This window comes from Brachybacterium equifaecis (genome assembly GCF_023509525.1).
Taxonomy (GTDB): Bacteria; Actinomycetota; Actinomycetes; order Actinomycetales; family Dermabacteraceae; genus Brachybacterium; species Brachybacterium equifaecis.
Genome location: NZ_JAKNCJ010000002.1, coordinates 362990 through 386580, shown reverse-complemented (window position 1 = coordinate 386580; position 23591 = coordinate 362990). Strand labels below are relative to the sequence as shown.

18 protein-coding genes are annotated in these 23591 nt (G+C 72.5%); 8 read left to right on the top strand and 10 right to left on the bottom strand.

Annotation, left to right across the window (positions count from 1 at the left end; translation table 11 throughout):
* Positions 1–307: 307 nt before the first annotated feature.
* Positions 308–1060 carry a hypothetical protein gene (locus Bequi_RS06265; protein ID WP_249737095.1) on the bottom strand — a complete coding sequence of 251 codons (753 nt, stop codon included), beginning with the start codon at positions 1058–1060 and terminating at the stop codon, positions 308–310.
* A 214-nt stretch (positions 1061–1274) separates the two neighbouring features.
* Here Bequi_RS06265 and Bequi_RS06260 point away from each other — a divergent pair, with 214 nt between their 5' ends.
* Both Bequi_RS06260 and cls read left to right on the top strand, forming a co-directional pair.
* Positions 1275–2261 carry a Bax inhibitor-1/YccA family protein gene (locus Bequi_RS06260; RefSeq protein WP_249737094.1) on the top strand — a complete coding sequence of 329 codons (987 nt, stop codon included), beginning with the start codon at positions 1275–1277 and terminating at the stop codon, positions 2259–2261.
* A gap of 213 nt (positions 2262–2474) precedes the next feature.
* The gene (cls, locus tag Bequi_RS06255) at positions 2475–3977 is read left to right on the top strand and encodes a cardiolipin synthase (RefSeq protein ID WP_249737093.1); all 1503 of its coding nucleotides are present in this window, start codon (positions 2475–2477) and stop codon (positions 3975–3977) included.
* Positions 3978–4040: 63 nt separating this feature from the next.
* Here the strand turns inward: cls and Bequi_RS06250 are convergent, their stop codons facing one another.
* From Bequi_RS06250 to Bequi_RS06240, 3 genes are all read right to left on the bottom strand, one after another.
* The gene (locus Bequi_RS06250) at positions 4041–4859 is read right to left on the bottom strand and encodes a hypothetical protein (protein WP_249737092.1); all 819 of its coding nucleotides are present in this window, start codon (positions 4857–4859) and stop codon (positions 4041–4043) included.
* Positions 4859–5779: a hypothetical protein gene (locus Bequi_RS06245; RefSeq protein WP_249737091.1), complete on the bottom strand. Its 921-nt coding sequence runs from the start codon at positions 5777–5779 to the stop codon at positions 4859–4861. The genes Bequi_RS06250 and Bequi_RS06245 overlap by 1 nt, the downstream gene beginning before the upstream one ends.
* Before the next feature lie 144 nt (positions 5780–5923).
* Positions 5924–7099 carry a glycoside hydrolase family 3 N-terminal domain-containing protein gene (locus tag Bequi_RS06240; RefSeq protein WP_249737090.1) on the bottom strand — a complete coding sequence of 392 codons (1176 nt, stop codon included), beginning with the start codon at positions 7097–7099 and terminating at the stop codon, positions 5924–5926.
* Positions 7100–7186: 87 nt separating this feature from the next.
* Between Bequi_RS06240 and Bequi_RS06235 the strand changes: the two genes are divergently transcribed.
* Both Bequi_RS06235 and Bequi_RS06230 read left to right on the top strand, forming a co-directional pair.
* Positions 7187–9364, top strand: coding sequence for a prolyl oligopeptidase family serine peptidase (locus Bequi_RS06235; protein WP_249737089.1), 2178 nt, complete (start codon positions 7187–7189; stop codon positions 9362–9364).
* Positions 9364–10734: an alpha/beta fold hydrolase gene (locus tag Bequi_RS06230; RefSeq protein ID WP_249737088.1), complete on the top strand. Its 1371-nt coding sequence runs from the start codon at positions 9364–9366 to the stop codon at positions 10732–10734. Before Bequi_RS06235 ends, Bequi_RS06230 begins: the two co-directional genes overlap by 1 nt.
* 77 nt (positions 10735–10811) lie before the next feature.
* Here the strand turns inward: Bequi_RS06230 and Bequi_RS06225 are convergent, their stop codons facing one another.
* Positions 10812–12161 (bottom strand): DUF2079 domain-containing protein, encoded by a 1350-nt coding sequence (locus tag Bequi_RS06225; RefSeq protein WP_249737087.1) that lies wholly within the window; start codon positions 12159–12161, stop codon positions 10812–10814.
* A 519-nt stretch (positions 12162–12680) separates the two neighbouring features.
* On the opposite strand from Bequi_RS06225, the gene Bequi_RS06220 reads away from it, so the two are divergent.
* Together Bequi_RS06220 and Bequi_RS06215 are read left to right on the top strand one after the other, a co-directional pair.
* Complete coding sequence (locus tag Bequi_RS06220; protein ID WP_249737086.1) at positions 12681–13652, top strand: hypothetical protein; 972 nt, start codon at positions 12681–12683, stop codon at positions 13650–13652.
* Between the two features lie 94 nt (positions 13653–13746).
* A complete protein-coding gene (locus Bequi_RS06215) occupies positions 13747–14508 on the top strand; it encodes an arsenic metallochaperone ArsD family protein (protein WP_249737085.1) in 762 nt (253 codons plus the stop codon).
* Between the two features lie 227 nt (positions 14509–14735).
* Here Bequi_RS06215 and msrA read toward each other — a convergent pair whose 3' ends face one another.
* The 3 genes from msrA to Bequi_RS06200 are packed head-to-tail and all read right to left on the bottom strand — an operon-like array spanning position 14736 to position 17820.
* A complete protein-coding gene (gene msrA / locus Bequi_RS06210; RefSeq protein ID WP_249737084.1) occupies positions 14736–15446 on the bottom strand; it encodes a peptide-methionine (S)-S-oxide reductase MsrA in 711 nt (236 codons plus the stop codon).
* 29 nt (positions 15447–15475) lie between these two features.
* Positions 15476–16774: a THUMP-like domain-containing protein gene (locus tag Bequi_RS06205; RefSeq protein WP_249737083.1), complete on the bottom strand. Its 1299-nt coding sequence runs from the start codon at positions 16772–16774 to the stop codon at positions 15476–15478.
* On the bottom strand, positions 16771–17820 hold the full coding sequence (locus Bequi_RS06200; RefSeq protein WP_249737082.1) for a quinone oxidoreductase family protein: 1050 nt from the start codon (positions 17818–17820) through the stop codon (positions 16771–16773). The genes Bequi_RS06205 and Bequi_RS06200 overlap by 4 nt, the downstream gene beginning before the upstream one ends.
* A gap of 192 nt (positions 17821–18012) precedes the next feature.
* Here Bequi_RS06200 and Bequi_RS06195 point away from each other — a divergent pair, with 192 nt between their 5' ends.
* Positions 18013–19848, top strand: coding sequence for an ABC transporter ATP-binding protein (locus Bequi_RS06195; protein ID WP_249737081.1), 1836 nt, complete (start codon positions 18013–18015; stop codon positions 19846–19848).
* A 62-nt stretch (positions 19849–19910) separates the two neighbouring features.
* Positions 19911–20519: a PH domain-containing protein gene (locus Bequi_RS06190; protein WP_249737080.1), complete on the top strand. Its 609-nt coding sequence runs from the start codon at positions 19911–19913 to the stop codon at positions 20517–20519.
* 194 nt (positions 20520–20713) lie between these two features.
* Here Bequi_RS06190 and Bequi_RS06185 read toward each other — a convergent pair whose 3' ends face one another.
* Both Bequi_RS06185 and Bequi_RS06180 read right to left on the bottom strand, forming a co-directional pair.
* Positions 20714–22447: an ABC transporter family substrate-binding protein gene (locus tag Bequi_RS06185; protein WP_249737079.1), complete on the bottom strand. Its 1734-nt coding sequence runs from the start codon at positions 22445–22447 to the stop codon at positions 20714–20716.
* A 170-nt stretch (positions 22448–22617) separates the two neighbouring features.
* Positions 22618–23589: an ABC transporter permease gene (locus tag Bequi_RS06180; protein WP_249737078.1), complete on the bottom strand. Its 972-nt coding sequence runs from the start codon at positions 23587–23589 to the stop codon at positions 22618–22620.
* Between the last annotated feature and the right edge of the window lie 2 nt (positions 23590–23591).

Genomic DNA, 23591 nt, shown 5'->3' with positions numbered 1-23591 from the left:
CGCGAGGCGCGGGCGCGCGCCGACCTGCGAGACGGGGTACGCACGCCGACCCGCGAGGCGCGCGGCGCGGAGGGTTCTGATGGGCCCCCTCGCGATCGAGGTGTACGTAGCCGTCGGATAGACCGCGCCATTCCGACGTTCAGGTACACCTCGATCGGCGGGGTCACCCTATTCCGACGCCCACGTACACCTCGATCTGCGAGATCGCGCCGACCCGACGGGCAGGTACGCCCGGATCAGTCACGGTGGTCGTGGTCGTGGTCGTGGTCGTGGTCGTGGCCCGGTGGTGGCGCCGGGGGCGGTGTGGTCAGCCCTGCGGGGAGGCGGCGCCGCGCGAGTGATGGCGACGGCGCACCTGGGCCCGGCGCACGCCCCGGCTGAGCACCCGCCGCAGCCCGGTCACGGAGTCGGCGGCGATGGCCACTCCCACGGCCGAGACCACCGAGACGACGAACGTGCCGGTCGCGGTGCCCAGCACCCCGAGATGCGCGGCCAGCACCCACGCGCCGGTCGCGGCGGATCCGCCGCTGAGGAGGTCGCGCATGCGCAGTGCGCGCACCGACGGACCTGCGGGACCCGGGCTCGTGGCCGCCGGCGGTGCAGCGGCTCCCGGCAATGCGGCGGCGCCGGGCGGCACAGCGGTGCCGCCCCGAGACGCCGAGCCCGAGGTCCCTGCAGAGCCCGACAGCGGAGCCGCGGGGGAGGAGCCCGAGGCGTGGACCCTGCGCAGTTCGAGAGCCTGGGTGTCCATCGCGCGGAGCGCCGTGGTCGCAGTGACGGCGCGGCGCGCGCGGTGACGGGCCGGGGCGCGGCCCGTGGGGATCGCAGCGAGCGGGGCAGCCGAGGCTGCGGGCAGCGGGGCGGGCGCGGGCGCGGGGGTGGAGGCCACGGCGTGTGCAGAGTCGACCGGACGCGCAGTGTCGGCAGCGTGCGCGGAGGCGACCGGGTGCAAGGGGGCGGCTGGGGTCGCGAGTTCGGCAGCCTGCGCGGGAGCGCCGGGGGTCGCGGGGGCGGCGGGGTGCGCGAAGGCGGCAGGGGTCGAGAGCGGAGTGGGGGCCACGGCTCCAGCCTCGGCCCTTCGCAGCTTGAGCGGGCGGACGGATCGTGAGCGCACTGTGAAGATCGTGCGCTGTGACCCACGCAGCGTGAGCCGCCCCGCAGCCCGCCAGTGCGCTGGGAGCGGAACGGGGGCGCGCTCCCTGGTGCGCTCCAGGAGCGCCCGATAGCATGAAACGGACTTCCCCCGACTCACCCGCACGTTCGAAGGAGCCCTCATGGCACGGCACAACCCGATCTTCGGCAACGACCAGGCTGTCCGTCAGGGCCAGAGCTACGAGTACGGCCGGCCGGCGTCGGCCCCCGGCTCGCAGTTCACCTCGGACTTCGGCAGCCAGTACGGCCAGACCCAGACCCAGCAGGCCCCCGGCACCTACGGCCAGGGCCAGTACGGCCAGGCCGCACCCGCGCAGTACGGCCAGTCCCAGTACGGCCAGGCCGCCCCGTCGGCCGAGAGCCTCGACGCGATGTACGCGCGCCCCGCGGCGAGCGGCCACGACACGGGCCGGATGACGATGCGCGACGCTCTGAACGCGATCACCGCGACGCTCGGCATCATCATCGTCGTCGGCGCGGGCGTCGGCCTGCTGCCGTCGGTCCTCGGCATGGTGGCGGGCGACCAGGGCTTCTCGATGGGCGTGATGGCCGCGACCGTCGCGATGATCATCGGCGCGATCGGCGGTCTCATCTCGGGCCTCGTGCTGAGCTTCAAGAAGGCGCCGTCGGCGATCCTCACCCTCGTGTACGCGGTGTTCGAGGGCATGCTGCTCGGCGGCATCTCCGGCCTGTTCGAGCAGATCTACCCCGGTATCGCGCTGCAGGCGGTCCTCGCGACCTTCGCCGTCGCCGGCACCGTGCTGGTCATGTTCCGCATGGGCGTGCTGCGCACCTCCGCCCGACTGACGAAGATCTTCATGGTCTCGATGGTGGCGTACCTGATCTTCTCCGTCGTGAACATCGGCATCATGTTCTTCACCGGCGCGAACCTGCGCTACGACAACCCGTGGCTCGGCCTGATCATCGGCGGCCTGGCCGTGGTGATGGCCGCGTACTCGCTGGTCATGGACTTCGAGGACGTCCAGCGCGCCGTCAACGGCGGTGCCCCGCGCACCTACGCCTGGCGCGTGGCCTTCGGCGTCGCCGCCACCCTGGTGTGGATGTACATGGAGATCCTGCGGATCATCTCGATCCTGCGCAACAACTGACGCCCGCCGGGGCCCGGCCCCGGAGCAGCGCACCACCGCGGCGGCGGATCCCTCTGGGGGTCCGCCGCCGCCGGCGTTCCGACGGGCATCCGGGCCGGATGTGGGAGAGTGCTCCTGCAGGCGGGACGCCGCTTGCGCGCACAGCCCCTCGGGAGCGCAGACGCCCGGTCGCGCGAGGATGGCGCCCGACGGGGCAGTGAGCAGGGATCGGCGATGGACTGGACGGACCTCCAGGAGGCGTGGGGCTGGTTCGCCGAGCACGTGCTGATCGTCCTGCCGTACGCGCTGTTCGCGCTCGATGTCGTCCTGCGGATCGCGGCCGTGATCGTGGTGCCGCGGAACCGCCGGCCGCAGTCCGCGTTCGCCTGGCTGCTGGCGATCATGGTGCTGCCGATCGTCGGCTTCCCCCTGTACCTGATGCTCGGCCAGGCGCAGCTGCCCCGCAAGCGCCGGGAAAAGCAGCGCGTGGTCAACCGCCTGATGCGCGCGCGCTCGATGGACATCCCCGACAGCGACCTCGACGAGGACAGCCCCAGCTGGCTGCAGTCGGCCGTCGCGCTGAACCGCGAGCTCGGCGCCTACCCCCTGACGGGCGGCAACTCCGCCGATCTCGAGATCGACTACCAGACCTCGCTCGACCGCATGGCCGAAGACGTCCGCGGCGCCCGCGAGACCGTGCACGTCCTCTTCTACGCGGCGGGCCTGGACGACTGGACGCAGAACTTCTTCGACGCGGTGGGCGAGGCCGCCGATCGCGGGGTGAAGGTGCGCTGCCTGTATGACCACTTCGGCTCGTTCAAGTACTGGGGCTCCTACCGCCGGATGATCCGCTTCCTCGACGCCCACGACGTCGAGCACTACTCGATGATGCCGATCAAGCCGTTCCGCGACGGGGCATTCCAGCGCCCGGACCTGCGCAACCACCGCAAGCTCGTCGTCGTGGACGGAGAGGTCGGCTGGATGGGCAGCCAGAACCTGATCGCCGCCCACTACAACAAGAAGAAGCTGATCCGCGCGGGCGTGCGCTGGCAGGAGACGATGGTGCGCCTGCAGGGCCCGATCGTCTCCGAGATGAACCTCCTGTTCGGCATCGACTGGTTCTTCGAGTCCGACGAGTTCATCACCGAGGACCAGCTCGTCAAGCCCCATCCTGAGGCCGACGGCCCCTACGAGTGCCAGCTCGCCCCGAGCGGCCCCGGCTTCGTGCTGGAGAACAACCTGCTGCTGTTCAACCAGCTGTTCTACAGCGCCTCGAAGCGCATCGTCGCCGTCAGCCCCTACTTCGTGCCCGACGAGTCGATGCTGTACGCGCTCATCACCGCCGCGAAGCGCGGGGTCGAGATCGAGCTGTTCGTCTCCGAGAAGGGGGACCAGTTCCTCGTCTCCCACGCCCAGCGCTCGTACTACACGACGCTGCTGCAGGCGGGCGTGCGGATCCAGATGTACCGCGAGCCCGCGATCCTGCACGCCAAGCACATCACCGTGGACGACTCGGTGACGGTGATCGGCTCCTCCAACATGGACATCCGCTCGTTCATCCTGGACATGGAGAGCTCGCTGATGGTCGGCGGCAGCGACTTCATGGTGCGGATGCACGAGATCGAGGACGTCTACCGCTCCCGCAGCCGCGAGCTGACGCTCGAGGAGTGGGAAGCGCGCCCCTGGTACGTCAAGATCGTGGACAACACCTGCCGCCTGGCCTCCTCGATCGTCTGAGGCGCGCTCGCGGCGCTGCGCGCGGGCCGACGGGACGGGTGCGCGCGGGGTGCAGGCTGCACCTCAGCCGGCGCGGCGCAGGCTCTCGCGGGCCGCGCGCACACCGTCCTCGTGGTCCGTCAGACCGTCGGCCGCGTCGGTCATCATCACCGCGGGACCGCCCGGGGTGTCCACGACGGTGATCTGCAGGTGCGAGGCGCTGGTGGCGGTGACGATGTCGCTGGTGAAGGACTGGTCGGCCTCGACCTGGAATCCGCTCATGCCGTCCACCGAGACCGGCCCGCCCTCGTACCGGGTCACGGTGCGCGCGCTCGTGCCCTCCCAGATGGTGTCGTCGGCCAGCAGGCAGGCGAGCATCCGCTCTGCGGCGGCCTGCGCTCCCGGGTACTCCCCGTAGCCGGGAGCGGTGGCCCCGTCCCACCGCACCCTGGCGAGGGTCACGCTGGAGATCCAGTTCGCCTCGACCTCGGCGTAGGCGGTCGTGGAGTCCACGGCGAAGGGCAGAGCGACGATCTGGTAGGTGTCGGTGAAGACGGCGGGGGTGTCGACCTCGAGGCCCCCGGCGCGAAGGCCCCCGGCGGGATCGCTCGAGGTGCGCGCGTTGTCCGTGGCGTACCAGCACTCGGGGGCCGGGTCGATCGGGGCGAGCGCCGCTCCGCTGCCCTCCCCGCTGCCGTCCTCCCCGCCACCGCTGCTGCCGCTGGAGCCGGCGCCCCCGCTCGGCGTGCTCGACCCGCCCGTGACCGGATCAGCCGCCCCGGGCCACCACTGCCGCAGCGCCAGCCCCCCGCCCACGATCAGCGCGAGGACCAGCACGAAGGAGCACGCGCCGACGATCCCCGGCACGAGGGGAGAGGCGGGACGTTCCCCGGCGGGGCGCATCAGACGACCTTCAGGCTCGCGATGATCTCCTCGAGATCCTCCACGTGCGCGGGGACGTCGGCAGCGCAGTCGGAGGCGAGGGCCTGCGGGCCGTCGTCGGTCTCCACCACGATGGAGGTGACGATCGAGGCGCTCGAGGAGGAGAGGTAGTCGGGATCGGTGAAGTGGTAGGTGGCCTGCACGATCCACGCGGGATGGCCGTCGACCGTCGTCGCCTCGCTGCGGTAGTCCGTGATGGTGGGGTGCTCGCCGAAGCCCTGGCGCACGCCGGAGGTCGTCGCATAGCACTGGAAGACGGCCACGGCCGCCTCCTCCATGCCCGGGTACCCGCCGTCGACGTCGTCGGGCCAGTCGAGCGCCCCCACGTTCACCACGGAGTACCAGGAGCCCTCGACGTTTCGGCCCCAGCCGTTGACGTCGGTCATGAAGGGGAGCACCCCGGTGGACCACGGGTTGTTCCAGCGGTCGGGCCGCGTGTACTGGAGGTGGCCGCCGCGCACATCCGAGCCGCTGTCGCTGCCTGCCGTCTCGTACTCGGGCACGTAGCAGGAGGTCGTCGGGGTCTCGGTGAAGATCGGCGGCGGGGGAGCGATGTCGGGATCGTTCGGATCGGGGATGTACTCCCCGCCGCTCTCGCCGACATCGCGCGAGGTCGGGGCCGAACCGCTGACCACCAGATCCTCGGGGGAGGGGTCGCGCAGCACCGTCTGCCACAGCACGAGCGCGGCGATGCTCAACAGCACGACGGCCCCGGCGATCACGGCGATGATGGTCGTGCGGGTGCGCGAACGGGCGGCGTCGTCGGCCGCGAAGGGGTTCTCGCTCGCGCGCGCATGCTGCAGATCGGGCAGGGCCGCCGGGTCGCCGGGAGCGGAGAAGTCCGGGAGCGCGCCGCGGGGATCGCTCGGATCCGAAGCCATGGAACCCCCTGGTGGACGCTGCCCGGCGCACGGCGCCGGAGCGGATCATCGTGCCGGCGGATCACGCCGGCGCACCGTGCCAGCGAACATGCCGGCGCCCGGGAAGCGGGCGCACCCGGATTCTCCCACAGCGCGCAGATCCGGTCAGGCCGCGAGCACCCCGCGGTGGATCTTCAGGGCCAGCATCCGGGCCGCGGATTCCCGCACCCGCGCCTCGTTGCCAGCCTCCGCCCACTCGACGATCGCGCTGACGAGGCCTTCGGCGAGGTCGGGGTCGGCCGTCAGGACGCAGTCCCCGCCCGCCTCCAGCAGCCGCGTGGCGCGCTCGCCGAGGGGGACGTCGGCCACGGCCGCGGCGGCGCCGATGTCATCGGTGATCACGAGACCCTCGAACCCCCAGTCCTCGCGCAGCAGCCCGGTCACGAGCGCAGGGGAGAACATCGCGGGCACCCCCTCCTCGATGCGGGGGTAGACGGCGCTCGAGAGCATCACCATCTCCGCGCCCGCGTCGATGCCGGCGCGGAACGGGTCCAGGAAGGGATCCTCGGCGTGCGTATCGGCGTCGGTGATGCCGCTCGCGGAGAAGTCGGTGTTCGCCTCCACGCGGCCGAGGCCGGGGAAGTGCTTGAGGGCGGAGGCGATGCCGCTGGCCGCGAGGCCCTCGACCGCCGCGACCACGCAGGGGCCGACGGCGTCCGGGTCCGTCCCGAACCCGCGGTCGAGCTGGCCGACGGGCGCGTTCGCAGAGCCGAGCTGACCGGAGACGACATCGGCGACCGGGGCCAGATCCGCATGGAGCCCGAGCGCGGCGAGATCCTCGCCGATCGTACGGTAGGCGCTGCGCACCGCCTCCGGGCCGTCGGCCCCGAGGGTCTCGGCGCTCGGGGTGTCCCGGGCGGCGTCCCCCCGCAGCACGCGGATCTGCCCGCCCTCCTGGTCGACGGTCATCAGCGGCGCGACGCCCGTGCCGACCGCCTCGCGCGTCGCGGCGACGACGTCCCGCACGGCGCCGGCGGAGGTCCACCGGCCCAGCAGGAAGTAGCCGCCCACACGGGTCTCGGAGCCGAGGGCGGGGGCGGGAGAGGTCCCCGCGGGGACGCCGGCGAGCACGAGCTGCCCGGCGGCGGCGCGCAGGTCGAGGGCGTCGGCCTGGCGGCGGGCCGACTGCTCAGGGGTCTCCGGCTCCGGTGAGGCGGGGGCCGACGCCGAGTCCTCGGAGCCGCCCGCGCCGCCCGCGCCGCTTCCCGATCCGTCCTGCGCGGAGCACCCCGCGATCAGCAGAGCGGCGGGGGCGGCGGTGAGCAGGGATCGTCGGCGCATCCTTCCAGTCTCACACGCACGCCCTGAGGGCAGGAGCGGGCCCAGGCCCGTCCCAGCGCGCCGGCCGCGGATCGCTAGGCTGGCCCCATGAACGAGGTGCGACGCAGCCCACAGCTTCCCTCCGGCGACGGGACGGAGGATCCCTGGCTGATGCTGGAGGACGTCACCGGCGAAGAGGCCCTGGACTGGGTGCGCGAGCGCAATGCGCGCGCCGAGGCCGAGATCGACGCGATCCCCGATCCCCGCGCGAGCGGCTCCGGGGATCCGCTCGCCGCGACCCTGCAGCGCGAGATCCTCGAGATCCTCGATGCGAAGGACAAGATCGCCTACGTCACCAAGCGCGGCGAGCACGTCTACAACCTCTGGACCGACGCCGAGCACGAGCGCGGACTGTGGCGGCGCACCTCCTTCGAGAGCTACCGCAGCGGCAGCCCCGAGTGGGAAGTGCTGCTGGACATCGACGCCCTGAACGCGGCCGAGGGCGAGACCTGGGTGTGGCACGGCGCGCAGCTCCTGCGGCCCGAGGCGGGCGAGCCCTATCGCCGGGCGCTCGTGACGCTCTCGCGCGGCGGCTCCGACGCCGACGTCACCCGCGAGTTCGACCTCGCCACGCGCGGCTTCGTGCCCGAATCGGAGTCCCCGTTCGTGCGCCCCGAGGCCAAGGGCTCGCTGCACTGGATCGATGCGGACACGGTCTGGGCGTCCACCGACTTCGGGGAGGGCACGCTGACGGAGTCGGGCTACGCCCGGCAGGCGCGGATCTGGCGCCGCGGCACGCCGATGGAGGACGCCCCGCTGGTCCACGAGGCCGATGCCCGGGACATGGCCGTGTTCGCCTCCCACGACTCCACCCCGGGCTGGGAGCGCGACTGGGTGGTGGTCGCGCACGCCTTCTACGACCAGACCCTCCTCCTCGTGGATCGCAGCGGGGAGGAGCCCGTGCTCACCCCCGTTCCCGTGCCGCGCGACATGGAGCCGAACGCCCACCGCGACCTCGGCGTCTTCTCCCCTCGCAGCGACTGGACCGTGGGGGATGACGTCTATGCGGCAGGCTCCCTGGTCGTCGGCGATTTCGAGCGCTTCCTCGCGACCGACGGCGGGGCCCAGGGCGATCCGGGGCTGACCACCCTGTTCGCGCCGACGCCCAGCACCTCGCTCGCGGGGATGACGATCACCAAGAGCACGATCGTGCTGACCATCCTCGAGGACGTCGTGCACCGCCTCGAGGTCCACCACCGCGACGAGCACGGCGCGTGGGTGCGCGAGGACCTCTTCCCGGAGCTCACCGGCGCGCTGTCCGTCGGCGCCGTCGACTCCGATGAGGACGACCGGGTGTGGATCACCGTGGAGGACTTCCACACCCCCACGTCCCTCCTCCTGGCGGATCTCTCGCCCGTCCTCGAGGGCGCCTCGCCCGAGGAGCCGGAGCTCGTGGCCGCGACCCCCGCGCGCTTTGACGCCCAGGGCGTGGAGGTCACCCAGCACTTCGCGACCTCGGCCGACGGCACCCGGGTGCCGTACTTCGAGGTCGGCCGCCCGCGCACGAGCGAGGGCGGGCCCGCGCCGACGCTGCTCTACGGCTACGGCGGCTTCGAGATCTCCCTGACGCCCGGGTACCTCGGGGCGACGGGGAAGGCGTGGATCGAGCGCGGCGGCACGTACGTGTTCGCGAACATCCGCGGCGGCGGCGAGTACGGTCCTGCGTGGCACCAGGCCGCCCTGAAGGAGAACCGCCACCGCGCCTACGAGGACTTCGCGGCGGTCGCGGAGGATCTCGTCGAGCGCGGGGTCACCGATCGCGCGCACCTCGCCGTGCGCGGCGGCTCCAACGGCGGCCTCCTCACCGGCAACATGCTCACCCAGTTCCCGGAGCTGTTCGGCGCGGTCATCATCCAGGTGCCGCTGCTGGACATGAAGCGCTACTCGCACCTGCTCGCGGGTGCCTCGTGGATGGCCGAGTACGGCGACCCCGACACGTCGGACTGGGAGTTCATCCGCACCTTCTCCCCGTACCACCTGCTGCGCGAGGGCGTGGAGTACCCGCCGACCTTCCTGCTCACCTCCACGCGCGATGACCGCGTCCACCCCGGTCACGCCCGGAAGCTCACCGCGGCGCTCGAGTCGCTCGGGGCCGACGTGCGCTCGTGGGAGAACATCGAGGGCGGCCACGGCGGCGCCGCCTCCAACGAGCAGGCCGCGCGGATGTCGGCGCTGATGTGGGCGTTCCTGTGGTCGACCATCGGGGCCGAGGGGAAGGACGCCTGATGGCGACCCTCGCCGATCTCGCCGACCGCGCCGGGCAGGACGAGCTGCTCCAGATCCGCAACGACCTGATGACCGTCTACCGGCCGATCAGCAGCGACGACGAGCGCCTCTTCCCGCTGCGGTACGCGCGCGTGAACCCGCGGCGCGTCGGCCGCGCGAGCGAGAAGGTCCAGCGCGCCGCCCGGCGCCTCGTGACGCCGACGGTGCTGGTCCTGCCCGACGGGCCCGGGACCGCGTCGGTGCTGCCCTACGACCTCCTGCGCCGCGCGCTCGCCGCCAAGGGGCTCGACGTGATCATGGTCGAGCATCGCGGGGTGGGGCTCTCGCGCCTCGACGCCGAGGGCCACGACCTCCCGCCCCACGCGATGCGGATGCGGGAGGTGCTGGAGGACATCGTCGCCGTGCTCGACCACGCCCAGGTGGGCGAGGTCGTCGTCTACGGCTGCGGTTACGGCGCCCACCTCGCGCTCGCGCTCGCCGCCCTGCACCCGGAGCGCGTCGCCTCGCTCGTGCTGGACTCCCCGTTCGTCTCCGCGGCCGACGAGGCCTGCGCGCAGAGCGCGGTGCGCGCCCGCTACTGGGACGGCGCCGACCCCGCCACCGACACGATCGCCGCCGCGCTGCGCCGCCTCGACGAGAGCGGCGCAGTGGACGCCCGCCGCGCCGGGCCGGTCATTCTCGCCGCCCACGAGTACGGGGGCGTGGAGGACGTGCGCGAGCTCGTGGACCTGCTGGCCCTCGGCCGCGGGCAGCTGACCTGGGCGAGCCTGTGGCAGGCGCTCACCACGGAGTGGCTGACCTCGACGCGCTTCGTCAACGAGCCCGACCTCGTGGCCCGCATCGCGCACACCGCGATCGGCCTCGGCTCCCAGGCCGACGGCGGACCCATGGATCCCCTCCTGCTCGCAGGGGAGGCGGCCCGCGCGGTGCCCGCCTTCACGGAGCCCGAGATCGACCTCGAACCGCTGCTCGGCCGTATCACCGCGCCGACCCTCGTGCTGGTGGGGGAGCGGGACCTCGTCACGCCGCCCGAGGTCGCGCGCCGCGTGGCGGACGCGATCCCCGGCGCGCGGCTGCTGGAGGTGCGCGGCACCGGTCATGCTCTGCTCGATGCGCACTCGCAGCTCGCCCGCATCGCGATCTGGTGGAGCGCCGCCGGGGCGCACGACGCCCTGCTCGAGCGGGCCGAGGAGCTGCAGGACCTTCCGCGCACGCCCACCTCCTGGGCGCTCACGCACGGCCTGCGCCTCGCGCTCGCCGCGGAGCGCTACTCGCCCTGGCGCCTGCGGCTGGAGAGCGCCCGCTCGCGCCGGGCGATCTCGCGGCTGGACCCCTCGGGGCGGAAGGCCGCGAAGGGGCCGCGGCTGTAGGGAGCCGGCGGCAGTCCCGCAGGGGGCGCCGGGCCGGGCGGCCGCTCAGCGCGGGCCCGTCGGCCGTCGGCCGGGGCTCAGCTGTCCTGGCAGGCGACCTCGAGGCCGCCGTCGGCGTGAACGATCCGGTAGTCCGCGCCGTAGGTGCTGCGCGCCCACTCGGCGGCGTCGGCGGGCGGGGCATCCTGCCAGGAGAAGGCGAACTCGTCGATCAGCACGCAGTCGGGGACGCGAGTGTTCGGCCCGTGCACCCACTGCACGTCGTGATCGGGAACGAGCGGTGCCATGAGGGTGATGTCGGAGGCGACGACCGCGCGGTCCGGCACGGCGGCCATCGCGGCGCGGGCGGGCTCGGCGCGCCACGTCGGCTCCCAGGAGGAGCTGCGGGCGAGGTTCACCAGCGGCAGCGCGGGGCCGAGGGCGAGGGTCGCGATCGCGCTGAGCGCCACCGCGCCGATCTGCACGGCCCGGCGCGGGCGCGGGCGGTCACGCCGCAGGAGCGCGGTCGCGGCGCCCGTGCGGCGATCCCCGAGCGCGTCGAGCAGGGCCGCGATCGCGATCGGCATCAACACGGCGTTGTAGTGCCAGTACCAGTCCCAGTAGAACGGGACGGTGCCGACGAACCGCCACGCGAGCGTCGGCAGCATGACGGCGATGAGCGGGGAGCGCGCGCCGATGACACCTGCGGCGACCACGAGCATCGCGACCAGCAGCCATTTCTGCGCGGGCACGAAGACATCGAGGATCGAGCCGACGTTGCCGGTGTAGTCGTACTGGCCGCCGGTGTTCAGCGCCGGCAGGATCACGAACGTCGCGAGCACGAACCAGAGGAGACCCCAGGCGGCGAGGGCGAGGCCGGTGAGGCGGGAAGCAGTCCCGCGCAGCGCGATCACCAGGCCGAGCGCGAGCACCGTCAGCCCCAGATCCTCCTTCACGAAGACCAGCGGCGCTGCCCACAGGGCCGCGGTGAGGGGTCGCTCGCGCAGCAGTGCGGTCAGCGAGAAGGCGAGCAGCGGCACCGCGAAGGCGATCTCGTGGAACTGGACGTCTGCCGCGGACTGCAGCCCGAAGGAGAACGCATACGCGAGGCCGGCGGTGGTGCCGAGGCCGGTGCCGAGGCGGTCGATCGCGAGGCGGGTCAGGGGGATCGCGGAGACGCCGAAGAGGAGCGCCTGCACCCACAGCAGGGCGAGCGGGGAGGGCCAGATCGCCCACACGGGGCCCAGGAGCACCAGCAGCGGGTGGAAGTGGTCGCCCAGCAGGTTGAACTCGTCGCCCTTGATCGGCACGATCGGCGCGCGCAGCTCCGCGTAGGAGCGGGCGAGCTGCGAGAAGATCCCCAGGTCCCAGGAGCGCGGGGCGAGGGCCCGCCACTGCTGCACGCCGAGCAGGCCGTACGCAGCGGTCGCTGCCAGGGCGATGAGCACCGGGATCAGCGTGCGGCCCCGAGCGGGCGGCGCGGCACCCTGCTCCGACGCGGCCACGCTCCTGCGAGACCGGCTGAATGTGCCAGAAAGCGGCACAGAACGGCGGTCTCGTGCGGCGTGGGCGCCGGGCGTGTCGGGACGGGTGGGGCGAGAGCTCACCCGTGCAGGGTAGCGGCCGGGCGGTTCCTCTCCACGCCCCCTGCGCCGCCGCCCCGGGTTGTCGAGGTGCGCCTGGACGTCGGAATCGGTGCGGGTGAAGAGTCGAGGTGTACGTGACCGTCGGAATCAGCCCGGCTGACAGATCGAGGTGTACGTGAGCGTCGGAATGGGTGCCCCATTCCGACGGCTGCGTACACCTCGATGCCGGCAGTCAGGCGCACGGGACGAAAGCAGGCCGCGCCTCCGTGCCCGTGCCCCGCCGCCCGTGCCCAGCCGCCCTCACCCCCGCTCCAGCCCTCACCGCCCGCACCCCCCGGTCTCGCGTTCCGCGCCCCGCCGCAACGCGCCTAGACTTCCCGCATGTCGACGACGCCTGCGCAGGGAGCCCCCGCGCTCCGCCCCCGCCTCGCCGCGCGGGCGTTCGGGAGGCCGGGCCGAGCGGCGCTCGCCACCATCGCCGCGGGCGCGCTCACGCTCGTCGACCCCCGCAGCCTCACGCCCGTGCAGCAGGCCGCGCGTCGCCTCGCCGAAGCCGCGCTCGCCGGGTTCGTGGTCGCCGACACCGGCGAGGACCCGATCATCGATCCCACGGCCGACGGCCTGCTGACCGCAAGCATCGTGCTCGGCCTCTCCGACCTGTCCGACGCGCTCGACACGCGCGTCACCTCCGAGCTGCGCCGCGCCGGGGTGGGCGGTCCGCGACTGGTGATGGGCTCGCTCGCGGTGGTCGCCGTCGGCTGCCTCTACGCGCTCAGCTGCCACGCGAAGCCCGAGGACGAGGAGCAGGGGCCGAGCACCGAATCCTTCGACGCCCCAGACCTCGCGCCCCTGCCCCCGGCAGCCCGCGCGCTCACCGCCGCCCTGCTCGGGCTCCGCGGTGAGGGGGCCGACGGCTCCGCGGGCCACGCCGACGGCACCGCCGCAGTCCAGTCCGACGCGACAGCCACCGCGGCCGACGGCTCAGAGGTTCACGCCGGGTCCTCCGTCTCCCCGGGCGATGCCGCCCGCGAGGCCCTGCGCGAGCAGCTCGAGAGCGCCCGCTGCCTGCACCTCGGGCAGCAGGGCCCCGATGTCGTGTTCGCCGTGGAGCACCCGCGGCGTCTCGCCGTCCCTCACCATCAGGTCTGGCCGCAGCGCGCCCGCTTCACGAGCGAGGGCTTCCGCTATGAGGCCTTGCTGCAGATCGCCGAGGGCCGCCTGGCCGCGCTCGCCGTGCAGCTCGCCCCCGACGAGGATCGGATCGAGGACGCGCTCGAGGCGCTCGTCGGCGCGGATCTGCCCCGGCCCGACGAGGTCGAGCTGATCGCGGACTCCGCCCTGCCCCCGGAATAGTGCGCGCCCAGAGCGCGTTCCACTGGCCGGTGCACCCCGCGCAGCGACAGCTGCGCGACCTCCCTCAGGACCATCCCCCAGGAACGAGGACCCCGTGGCAGATGCCGCCCCCGAGACCATGACGGACTCCGCCCCGGCTGCCGCGTCCGAGAGCAGCGCCCCCGAGACCGCCGCGGGGGACGCCGCCCCGGCAGCGGAGGAGCCGGCTCTCGCGGGCCTCGACATCTTCCTCCCGGTGCCGCCTCCGGATGCGCAGGCCCAGGAGGAGTTCCTCGACGAGGCCGCGCAGCTCGCGCTGGCCGGGCACCCCATCACGGTCTACCTGCAGGATGAGGACGCCTGGGCGTTCGAGGAGTGCGAGCCGGTGCGCGGTCTGCTCGAGGCCGCGGGCCCGAGCGCCCTGCCGGTCACGCTGCTGGGCCTGGACATCGTGGTCACCGCCGTCTACCCGACGATCGAGCAGATGAAGCGCTTCGCCGCGATGGGCGGGCAGAAGCGCGAACGGAAGTCCGCGGCGGCGTCCGCCTGCGGGCCCGGCGGAACCGCTGCGGCGGCGCCCCGCACCGCGGGCGGGTTCGCCGCGCAGCTGATGGGTGCTCCGACCGCCGGCGGCTTCGCAGGCGCGCTCGGCGGCACCGTTGCACCTCTGCGCGCGGCCGACGCCCCGGAGATCGGCGCGCGCCGCAATCTGCTCGGCGGGGACATCGGCGACGGACTGCCCTCCGCTGGCGAGAGCGCCGTGCGTGCGGCCGACCGCCCGGTCGACAGCTCGGCGGGCCCCGCGGATGAGGACGGCGGCATCGAGGTCGAGGTCAGCGGGGGCTGCTGCGGTGGAGGCTGCTGCGGAGGCAGCTGAGGTCTAGCGCAGAGGCGGCCGCGCTCCTCGCGCTTCGCGCGCAGGCCACGCAGTGGCACCAGCAGAAACATCGGTGCAGGAGCCGGTGGCGTGGACCAGTCCACGCGACCGGCTCCTGGACCGAGAACTTTGCTGGTGCCTGCATGGCAGTCCCGGCACCACGGCACCAGCCGGATCGGGCGCAGGGCCCGCCTACGCGCCGCCCCGCCCCGTACCGCCCGCGCCCGTCACCCGATCGCGCAGGCCACCCCGTTGAAGCCGTGGTTGCAATACCCGCCGGGGTTCTTCGCGAGGTACTGCTGGTGCTCGGGCTCGGCGGTGAAGTAGGCGCCGCAGCCTGCCTCCGCGAGCGGCAGCAGCTCGGTGGTGATGGCGCCGCGACCGGCGGCGGTGAGCGCCTCCTGGTACTGCGCCGCGCTCGCGCGCACGATCTCGCCCTGCGCGGGCGTCGTCCAGTAGACGGCCGAGCGGTACTCGGTGCCGACGTCGTTGCCCTGGCGCATGGCCGTGGTCGGATCGTGCTGCTCCCAGAACGCGGCGAGGATCGCGCGCAGCACGGAGTCCCGCGCGGCCTGGTCCTCGCCCTGGTAGATCACGCGTACCGCCTCGGCGTGGCCGGTCTTCGCGGAGAAGACCTCCTCGTAGGTGGGGTGCGGGGTGAAGCCGCCCGCGTAGCCCGCCGAGGTGGTGTGAACGCCCGGGATCTCCCAGGCGATCCGCTCGATGCCCCAGAAGCAGCCGCCCGCGAGGATGATCTCCTCGCTGCCGACGGGCCACGGCCGCGGATCCCGCGGCGCGTCCGGCCCGAGCATGTCGGTGCCGAGCACCGCGTGCTCGCGCGCGAGCGGGTAAGGGGAGGAGTCGCGGCCGGGGAGGGCGTCCTCGCGCGCGACCATCGTCTTCTTGTGTCCGTTGAGCATGTCCATGAACTGCCACATGCCCCCGACGCTACGCCCGCGGCCTGGGCTCACCCCGCAGGGTGCGGCGAGGCCACGATGACGTGCACGTCCCCGTCGATCCGGGTGAGGATCAGCGTCGCGCTCTCCTCGCCGAAGCGCCGCGGCCGCAGCTTCCGCCGCAGCTCGTCGGGCTCCATGGCGGTGCCGCGCTTCTTGATCTCGAGCACGCCGAGGCGGTGCTCGCGCAGGTAGGCGCCGAGGGTCTTCAGGGAGAACGGGAGCACGTCGCGCACGGCGAAACCGCGCGCGAACGGGGTCGCCGCCCGCACATCGCTCGTGAGGTAGGCGACCGACGGGTCCAGGATGCCCGCCTGCAGCGCGGTCGCGAGCGTGCCGAGCAGTCCCGCGCGGATAACCGCGCCGTCAGGGTCGTAGACATGGTCGCCGATCCCGCGCAGCTGCGGATCCGCCGCAGGCCCGGAGAGCGCCCCGCCGTTCACGGTCTGTCCGCCCGCGAGGTCGGCGCTGCGCAGCTCCATGCGGTGGGCGCCCGCGCGGTCGATGACGAGCGCGCTGCGGGCGATGCCGGGCCGGGCGAGCGGGCCGAACCAGCAGCTCGCCTCGAGCACCTGCCCGTGCCAGGACAGCCACTGGGTCTCGGTGCCATCGGGCAGCGCCTCGCGGTGGATGCCCGGTCCGAGCTTCGCGCCGACGGGCCCGGCTGCCCCGCCTCGGCCGAGGCGCTGGGCGAGCTCCGCGACGACCGACAGCGGCGGCTCGTACTCCTCGGGGTCGTGGAGGCGGCGGCTGCGCCCGCCCCCGGCGGCGGTGCGGCGCGCGGGATCCAGCCAGATCCCCTCGGTGCGGGTGTGGTCGTGGCCCTCGGCGGTGCCGAGCTCGACCCGCGCGGTGGGGAAGGGCCGCAGGTTCACGGTCGCGACGGCGACCGCCGCGGGGTCGCGGTCGATCGCGAGGACATCCAGGCCGAGGCCTGCGAGGGCCATCGCGTCGCCGCCGATCCCGCAGCCGAGGTCCGCGACCGAGGCGACCCCGGCGCGCTGGAATCGGCCCGCGTGGAGCGCGGCGATCGGCAGGCGGGTCGCCTGCTCGACGCCGTCGGGCGTGAACAGCATGGACTCGGCGAACTCGCCGAACTTGTCGCGGCCCTTCGCGCGCAGTCGCGACTGGGTGAGGGCCGCGGCGACGAGCTCGGGGGAGTGCCCCTGCTCGCGCAGGCGCGCGCCGAGGCGCAGGGCATCTGCCTCCTCGTACGGAGGGAGGGAGTTCAGCAGGCGCCAGCCGGCGGGCTGGAGCACCTGCTCGAGGGAGGCGATGAGCGAGGGGGAGTCGTCGGCCACCGGGCTCATGCCTCCGAGCGGGCGGCGCGCTTGCCCGGGGCCTGCGGGTTCTCCCCGCGCAGGTCCAGCAGGAGCTTGCCGCGGGAGTGGCCGCTCTCGAGGATCCGGTGGCCGTCTGCGATCTGGTCCATCGGCAGGATCTGCGCGATCTCCACGTCGATCGCGCCGCTCTCGAGCCCTGCGGCGAGGTGGTCCAGTCGCTCGCGGCTGACCTCCAGCTGCGGGATGTGCGCCTCGATGCCGCGGTCCTTCGCGGGGGAGAGGTCGGCGAGGGTAGGCAGGACGACGATCCGCCCGCCGTCGGCGAGGTGCTCGAGGCTCGGCGCGAAGGTGGCGAAGTAGTGGGTGTCGAGGATGACGTCGGCCCCGCGCCCGGCGGTCGCCTCGTCGAGCACCACCTCCCAGTCCTGCTCGTCGTAGGCGATGGCCTCGGCCCCGAGCTCACGGATGCGCGCGGCGTTCTCGGCGCGGCCCGTCGCCCAGATCTGCGCGGCGCCCGCCTCGCGGGCGAGCGGGATCAGCATCTGGCCGACGCCCCCGGCTCCGCCGTGGATCAGCACCGTGTCTCCGCGGGAGACGCGCGCGCAGTCCCGCACGGCGATCAGCGCGGTCAGCCCTGCGAGCGCGAGCCCTCCCCACGGAGCGAGCGCGTCGGCGTCCGGAACCGCTGCCGTGTCCGGGACCCCGGTCGGAAGTGCGCGCACGGGAGCGAGGCATCCGGCGGGGATCGCGACGACCTCCGAGTAGGTGCCGCGCCAGTCGTCCATCGCGCGCATTCCGAACACGGCGGTCCCGACGGGCATGGCGAGCGCCTCGAGATCGACATCCTCCGCGGCGCCGATCACCGTTCCCGAGAGCTCCCGGCCGAGCACGGCGGGCATGGTCAGGTGCGATGCCTTGCCCGAGGAGCCGTCGCGGAGCTTGTGGTCCAGCGGGTTCAGGCCCGCGAACGCGACGCGCACGAGCACCTCGCCCGGCCCGACGGCGGGCTCGGCGGCCTCACGCACCTGCAGCTGCTCGGGCCCTCCGAAGTCGCTGATCTCGATCTGCTTCATGCACCGAGGGTACGGGCCGGGGCCGCGCGCCGCCTCGACCAGGCCGCCCCGCCAGGTCACGGTTCGGTCAGGATCGTGGCGGACCTGCGGATTCGCGGGGTGCGAGTGTGGCGGGCGCGATAGTCTGGCGCCCACTCCGCGCAGTGCGACGAGTCCCGCAGCGCAGCGACCCCCGATCACAGAGGTACGACCATGACCGAGCCCCTGAACGAGCCCATCCTGCGCGTCAGCGACCTGAGCGTCTCCTTCCCTTCGGAGGCGGGGCGGGTCAACGCCGTGCAGAACCTCAGCTACGAGGTGCGCAAGGGCGAGGCGCTCGCGATCGTGGGCGAGTCGGGCTCCGGCAAGTCGGTCAGCTCTCTCGCGGTGATGGGCCTGCTGCCCTCGACGGCGGAGATCACCGGTGACATCGAGTTCCTCGGCTACAAGATGCGCGAGATGAACGACCGCCAGCTCTCGAAGCTGCGCGGCGACAAGATCTCGATGGTCTTCCAGGATCCGCTGTCGGCGCTGACGCCCGTCTACACGATCGGCGACCAGGTCGCCGAGGTCATCACCCTGCACGATCCCTCGATCAACGACGCGAAGGCGAAGGCCCGCGCCATCGAGCTGCTGGACGCCGTCGGCATCCCGGAGCCGCAGCGCCGCGCGAACCAGTTCCCCCACGAGTTCTCGGGCGGCATGCGCCAGCGCGCGATGATCGCGATGGCGATCGCCAACGAGCCCGAGCTCATCATCGCCGACGAGCCCACCACCGCCCTCGACGTCACGATCCAGGCGCAGGTCATGGAGCTGCTGAAGACCGCACAGGAGATGGTGGGCGCGGCGACCGTGCTCATCACCCACGACCTCGGCGTCGTCGCGGGCTTCGCGGACCGCGTGCTGGTGATGGAGAAGTCCTTCCTCGTCGAGCAGGGGACGGTCGATGACATCTACTACCGCCCGCAGCAGGCGTACACGCAGAAGCTGCTCTCGGCGGTGCCGCGCGTGGACGGCCGCGAGAGCGCCGCGGAGCGGGTCGCGATCGAGCGCGGCGAGATGGATCGCAGCGAGATCAGCGCCGTCGGCGGCGCTCGCCCCGATGCGGTCACCGAGGCCGTCGACACCACCGCCGCGCCGAAGATCCTGGAGATCAAGGACCTGAAGCGCATCTACCCGATCACCAAGGGCGTGTTCTTCCGCCGGAAGATCGGCGAGCAGCCCGCGGTCGACGGCATCTCCTTCGACATCCACGAGGGCGAGTGCTTCGCGCTGGTCGGCGAGTCGGGCTGCGGCAAGACGACCACCCTGATGGAGATCATGAAGCTCGCGGCGCCCCAGAGCGGCACCATCAAGGTCAACGGCAAGCTCACCAGCGACCTCAGCAAGGCCGAGCGCCACCAGCTGCGCTCCGATATCGCGATCGTGTTCCAGGATCCGATGGCCTCCCTCGATCCCCGCCTGCCCATCGGCGACACCCTGCGCGAGCCGATGCAGGTGCAGGGGTACTCGCGCGACAAGATGGACGACCGCATCTCGTGGCTGCTGGAGACCGTGGGCCTGCTGCCCGAGCACGCCGACCGCTTCCCGCACGAGTTCTCCGGCGGCCAGCGCCAGCGCATCGGCGTGGCCCGCGCTCTCGCGTGCGATCCGAAGCTGATCGTGCTAGACGAGCCCACGTCGGCCCTGGACGTCACGATCCAGGCGGGAGTGCTCGAGCTGCTCCAGGACCTCAAGAACCGACTGGGCGTCTCCTACCTGTTCGTCTCCCACGACCTGTCGGTTGTCCGCAACATCTCCGATCGCATCGCCGTGATGTACAAGGGCCGGATCGTGGAGCAGGGGCGCACCGAGGACGTCTTCGAGAACCCCCAGCACATCTACACGCGCTCGCTGCTGTCGGCCGTGCCGATCCCCGACCCGGAGATCGAGCGCAAGCGCGAGCGGGTCATCGTGGATCGTGACGAGCTCGCCGCGCAGCTCGAGCGCGATCGCGCCGCCGCGGACTCGGCCGCCTCGACTCCGGCCGCCGGGAGCAGCGCGGCGTGAGGGGGCTGGGCGTCCGCCGAAGGGCGGACGGCTCGCTGCATCTGCGCCCCGGAGGCGCCGTCGTGCTCTCCATCGCCGTGTGGGCGGTGTGCGCCGCGCTCGTGGCGCAGGCCGTGGCGGTCGCCGGCTGGGACGGCGTGCTGCTCGCGCCGATCCCGCTGCTGATCTGCGTTCTCGTGTGGGCGACCCTGTGGCGCCCGCGCGTGATCCTGCGCCCCGATGCGGTGCGAGTGCGCAACGTCTTCTCGACGGCCGACGTGCCGATGGCGCAGATCGCCGATGTGCGCCTCGGGGCGATGCTGCGCCTGCGGCTGCATGACGGCCGCGTGCTCACGGCCTGGAACGCGCCGGGGGTCGGCAAGGACGACCACCGGGACCGCCTCGCCCGAATGCAGGCGCAGGAGCGCTCGGCGCGCGGAGGATCGCGCGCCGCAGGGCGGGGCAGGGCTCAGGGCGCGGGCCGCTCGACGTGGTCGGACCGCCTGGTCGCCGACCAGCTCGCGAGCCCCAGCTACGCGGTGGTGGAGGCGTGGCAGGCCTGGCGCGCGCAGCACGGCGAGAGCGCTGCCGCGAGCGCCGCTGCGCCCGACGTCACGCGCGCACCGAACACTCTGGTGCTGCTTGTCCTCGCCGCCGCCGGGGTGCTCGCCGCCCTGCGCGTCGTGCTCTGAGGCGCTCGGCCCTGCTCTGAGGAGCTCGGCCCGGCACAGAAGCGTGCCCTGCGCAGAGCCACGAGGTTGCCAGAGCCGCGTGACTGGATGCGCTGCCCGCACCGGCCCGACGAGAACGGCGCCCCCGCCCTCCCCGAAGGGAGGACGGGGGCGCCGTCAGTGCTGGTCGGGGATCGCCCGACCGCGGGACCGGATCAGGCGGTGTAGCCGACCTGCGTCCAGTCGGCGGACTCGAACTGCGAGGCGCCGTAGTTCACGAGGCCCTGCTTCACGCCCACGATGTTCGGGGTCGCGTAGAAGGGGAGCACGTGGAAGCCGGAGGCGACGATCTTCGAGAACTCGTTGGACGCCTTCATGCGCTCCTCGGGGTCCAGCTCAGTCGCCATCTTCTCGGCGTGCTCCTTGAGCAGAGCATCCTGATCCAGGTTCGTGTAGTTCTGCTGGGAGGCCACGGGGTAGAAGATGTTGATGCCCGAGGACTGCGGGAAGGCGGTGCCCACCCACGAGAAGGTCACCATGTCGAAGTTCTTCGGGCCCACGTTCTCGTCGAAGTACGCGTCCGAGGGGACCGTGTTCAGCGAGACCTTGAAGCCGATCGCGTTGAGGTCGTTCATGACCTGCGAGGCGCGGTCCGAGTTGGACTTGGTGTCGGCCGGGATGGTGATGGCCATCTCGAGCTTGGTGCCGTCCTTCTCGCGCACGTCGCCGTTGAGCGCCCAGCCGGCGTCGTCGAGGATCTTCTCGGCGGCAGCCTTGTCATAGGTGACCGCGGAGCCGTTGGCCTCGAAGGAATCCTCGTAGCCGTCCTGGCCGGGCATGAAGATGTAGTTGTTGACCAGCTGGATCGGCGCCTCGAGCGGGCCGACGACCGCCTGGCCGACGGCCTCGCGGTTGACGGCGCGGGCGATCGCCTCGCGCACCTTCACATCGCCCAGCGCGCCGCCGGCGCCCTGGGTGTTGATGGTCAGGTGGGTCCAGGTCAGACCGTTGGTGGTCTGGATGGAGTCGTCGGAGCGGGTCTTCGCCTGCGAGAGCACGTCGCCGTTGGCGATGTCGAGGACATCGAGCTCGCCGTTGGCGAAGGAGGCCGGAGCCTGGGTCTGGGAGACCACCGAGTAGATGATGGTCTCGAGCTTGGGAGCGCGGCCCCACCAGTTGGGGTTGCGGCCCATGGTGACAACACCGCCGGTGGCGTCGATGCTCTGCACCGAGAACGGGCCCTTGGAGGGGGTCTGCTGGGAGACGTAGCCCGTGTTGAACGCCTCCGGGGTCGCGGTGACGGCCGAGGGGACGTCCGGGTGGATCAGGGTGATCCAGTCGGCGTAGGGGGTCGTGTACTCGATCTCGCCGGTGAACTCGTCATCCGTCTGGCGGATCTCCTTCACCTGGTCGTATCCGACGGTGGAGCCGACGAGGAAGGCGGGATCGGCGCCGCTCTTGGCCTTCCACTCGGAGATGAGGTCGGCGATGGTGATCGCGGTGCCGTCCTCCCACTTCGCCTCCGGGTTGAACTTCACGGTGACGATCTGGGGGCTCTCGGAGGTGACCTCTGCGGAGACGACGTAGTCCGGGTTGACCTTGGGAGCGCCGCTCTCGTCGAGGACGAGCTCGGCACCCGCGCCCATGGGGCTGCGGATGGTCGAGAGGTCGGCGAGGAGGCCGTCGGCCTGGTTGTAGTTCCAGTTGTCGGGCAGCTGGGACACGGCGATGCGGAGCGAGCCGCCCTCCTGGACCGCGTCGTAGTCCGCGCGCTCCCAGGCGGTGCTGGGCAGAGCGGCCTGCTCCTCGGCCTTCTTGGAGTTCTCCTCCGCAGCCTTGCTGGCCTGCTGCTCACCGGTCTGCTGGCCGCCGCACGCCGCGAGGGCGCCGACGCCGCCGGCGACTGCGGTGCCCTGGAGGAAGCGACGACGAGTGCTGTTGATGCTCATGGATCTCTCTCTTTCATGGGAGGAGCCGCCGCGCCCAGCGAGGCGCGGGAATCCGTGCGGTCCGGCGGGTGCCGACCGCAGGTACTGCGGTATGGGGGATATGGATCGTGCGGGTACTGCGTCGGGCGGGGGCGCTCAGCTGCGAGCGCCCCCAGGCCAGGGCGCGCCGGTCAGGACCGGTCGGTGCCGCTGGTCGGATCGAGGGCGTCGCGCAGGGCATCGCCCATCAGCGCGACGGCGGTCAGCAGCGTCACGAGGAACGCGGCCGGGAAGATGAACAGCCACGGGCGGCTGACCGCCGCGGAGCTGCCGTCCTGCAGCAGGGTGCCGAGGGAGACGTCGGGCGCCTGGATGCCGAGGCCGAAGAAGGACAGGGAGGTCTCCGCGAGGATCGCTCCGCTCACGCCGAGCGCCGCGTCGATGATCAGCAGCGAGGACACGTTCGGGATGATGTGGCGAGTGAGGATCGTGAAGGTGCTGACGCCCATGTAGCGGGCGGCGAGCACGAACTCGCGCTCCTTGAACGTCTTCGTCTGGTTCTTCACGATCTGCGACATGACCATCCAGCTGAATCCGCCGATGGCGACCACGAGGATCAGCCAGGACTGCGAGGACATCAGCGGGGAGACGATCATCAGCACGTAGAACACCGGCAGCACGAGCAGCAGGTTCACGATCCAGTTCGTCACGCTCTCGAAGATCCCGCCGAGGTAGCCGGCCAGGGAGCCGATGAACGCGGCGATGATCGTCGCCACCGGAGCGGCGATGAAGCCGATCAGCAGGGACTTGCGCAGAGCTGCGGTCATCGAGGCGTAGAGGTCCACGCCGATCGCGTCGGCCCCGAACCAGTGCTGGGCGCCGGGAGCCGCGTTGAAGCCGTAGGGGTCCTGCTCGCCGACCGCGTAGATGTTCGGGATGTTGCCGAACAGGGCGAACAGGATGATCAGCAGAACGATCGACGCGCCGATCCAGAAGTTCGGCTTCCGCTTCAGCCTGCGCCACACGAGCGCGTTGCGCGAGATCGCGCGCGTGCGCTTGCCGGTGGTGAGGTTCGGAAGGCTGCCGGCGGCGCCGGTGCTGGGCTCGAGGTCGCGGGGGAGCTCGGTCGCCTGGTCAGCGGGCATGTTGGGCTGCACCGACATGG

Excerpts from the sequence above, each read along its gene's own strand:
- msrA (WP_249737084.1), bottom strand. The coding sequence starts at position 15,446 with ATGTGGCAGTTCATGGACATGCTCAACGGACACAAGAAGACGATGGTC.
- Bequi_RS06220 (WP_249737086.1), top strand. The coding sequence starts at position 12,681 with ATGTCGACGACGCCTGCGCAGGGAGCCCCCGCGCTCCGCCCCCGCCTC.
- Bequi_RS06260 (WP_249737094.1), top strand. The coding sequence starts at position 1,275 with ATGGCACGGCACAACCCGATCTTCGGCAACGACCAGGCTGTCCGTCAG.
- Bequi_RS06250 (WP_249737092.1), bottom strand. The coding sequence starts at position 4,859 with ATGCGCCCCGCCGGGGAACGTCCCGCCTCTCCCCTCGTGCCGGGGATC.
- Bequi_RS06235 (WP_249737089.1), top strand. The coding sequence starts at position 7,187 with ATGAACGAGGTGCGACGCAGCCCACAGCTTCCCTCCGGCGACGGGACG.
- Bequi_RS06205 (WP_249737083.1), bottom strand. The coding sequence starts at position 16,774 with ATGAGCCCGGTGGCCGACGACTCCCCCTCGCTCATCGCCTCCCTCGAG.
- Bequi_RS06245 (WP_249737091.1), bottom strand. The coding sequence starts at position 5,779 with ATGGCTTCGGATCCGAGCGATCCCCGCGGCGCGCTCCCGGACTTCTCC.
- cls (WP_249737093.1), top strand. The coding sequence starts at position 2,475 with ATGGACTGGACGGACCTCCAGGAGGCGTGGGGCTGGTTCGCCGAGCAC.
- Bequi_RS06195 (WP_249737081.1), top strand. The coding sequence starts at position 18,013 with ATGACCGAGCCCCTGAACGAGCCCATCCTGCGCGTCAGCGACCTGAGC.
- Bequi_RS06240 (WP_249737090.1), bottom strand. The coding sequence starts at position 7,099 with ATGCGCCGACGATCCCTGCTCACCGCCGCCCCCGCCGCTCTGCTGATC.
- Bequi_RS06180 (WP_249737078.1), bottom strand. The coding sequence starts at position 23,589 with ATGTCGGTGCAGCCCAACATGCCCGCTGACCAGGCGACCGAGCTCCCC.
- Bequi_RS06185 (WP_249737079.1), bottom strand. The coding sequence starts at position 22,447 with ATGAGCATCAACAGCACTCGTCGTCGCTTCCTCCAGGGCACCGCAGTC.
- Bequi_RS06200 (WP_249737082.1), bottom strand. The coding sequence starts at position 17,820 with ATGAAGCAGATCGAGATCAGCGACTTCGGAGGGCCCGAGCAGCTGCAG.
- Bequi_RS06230 (WP_249737088.1), top strand. The coding sequence starts at position 9,364 with ATGGCGACCCTCGCCGATCTCGCCGACCGCGCCGGGCAGGACGAGCTG.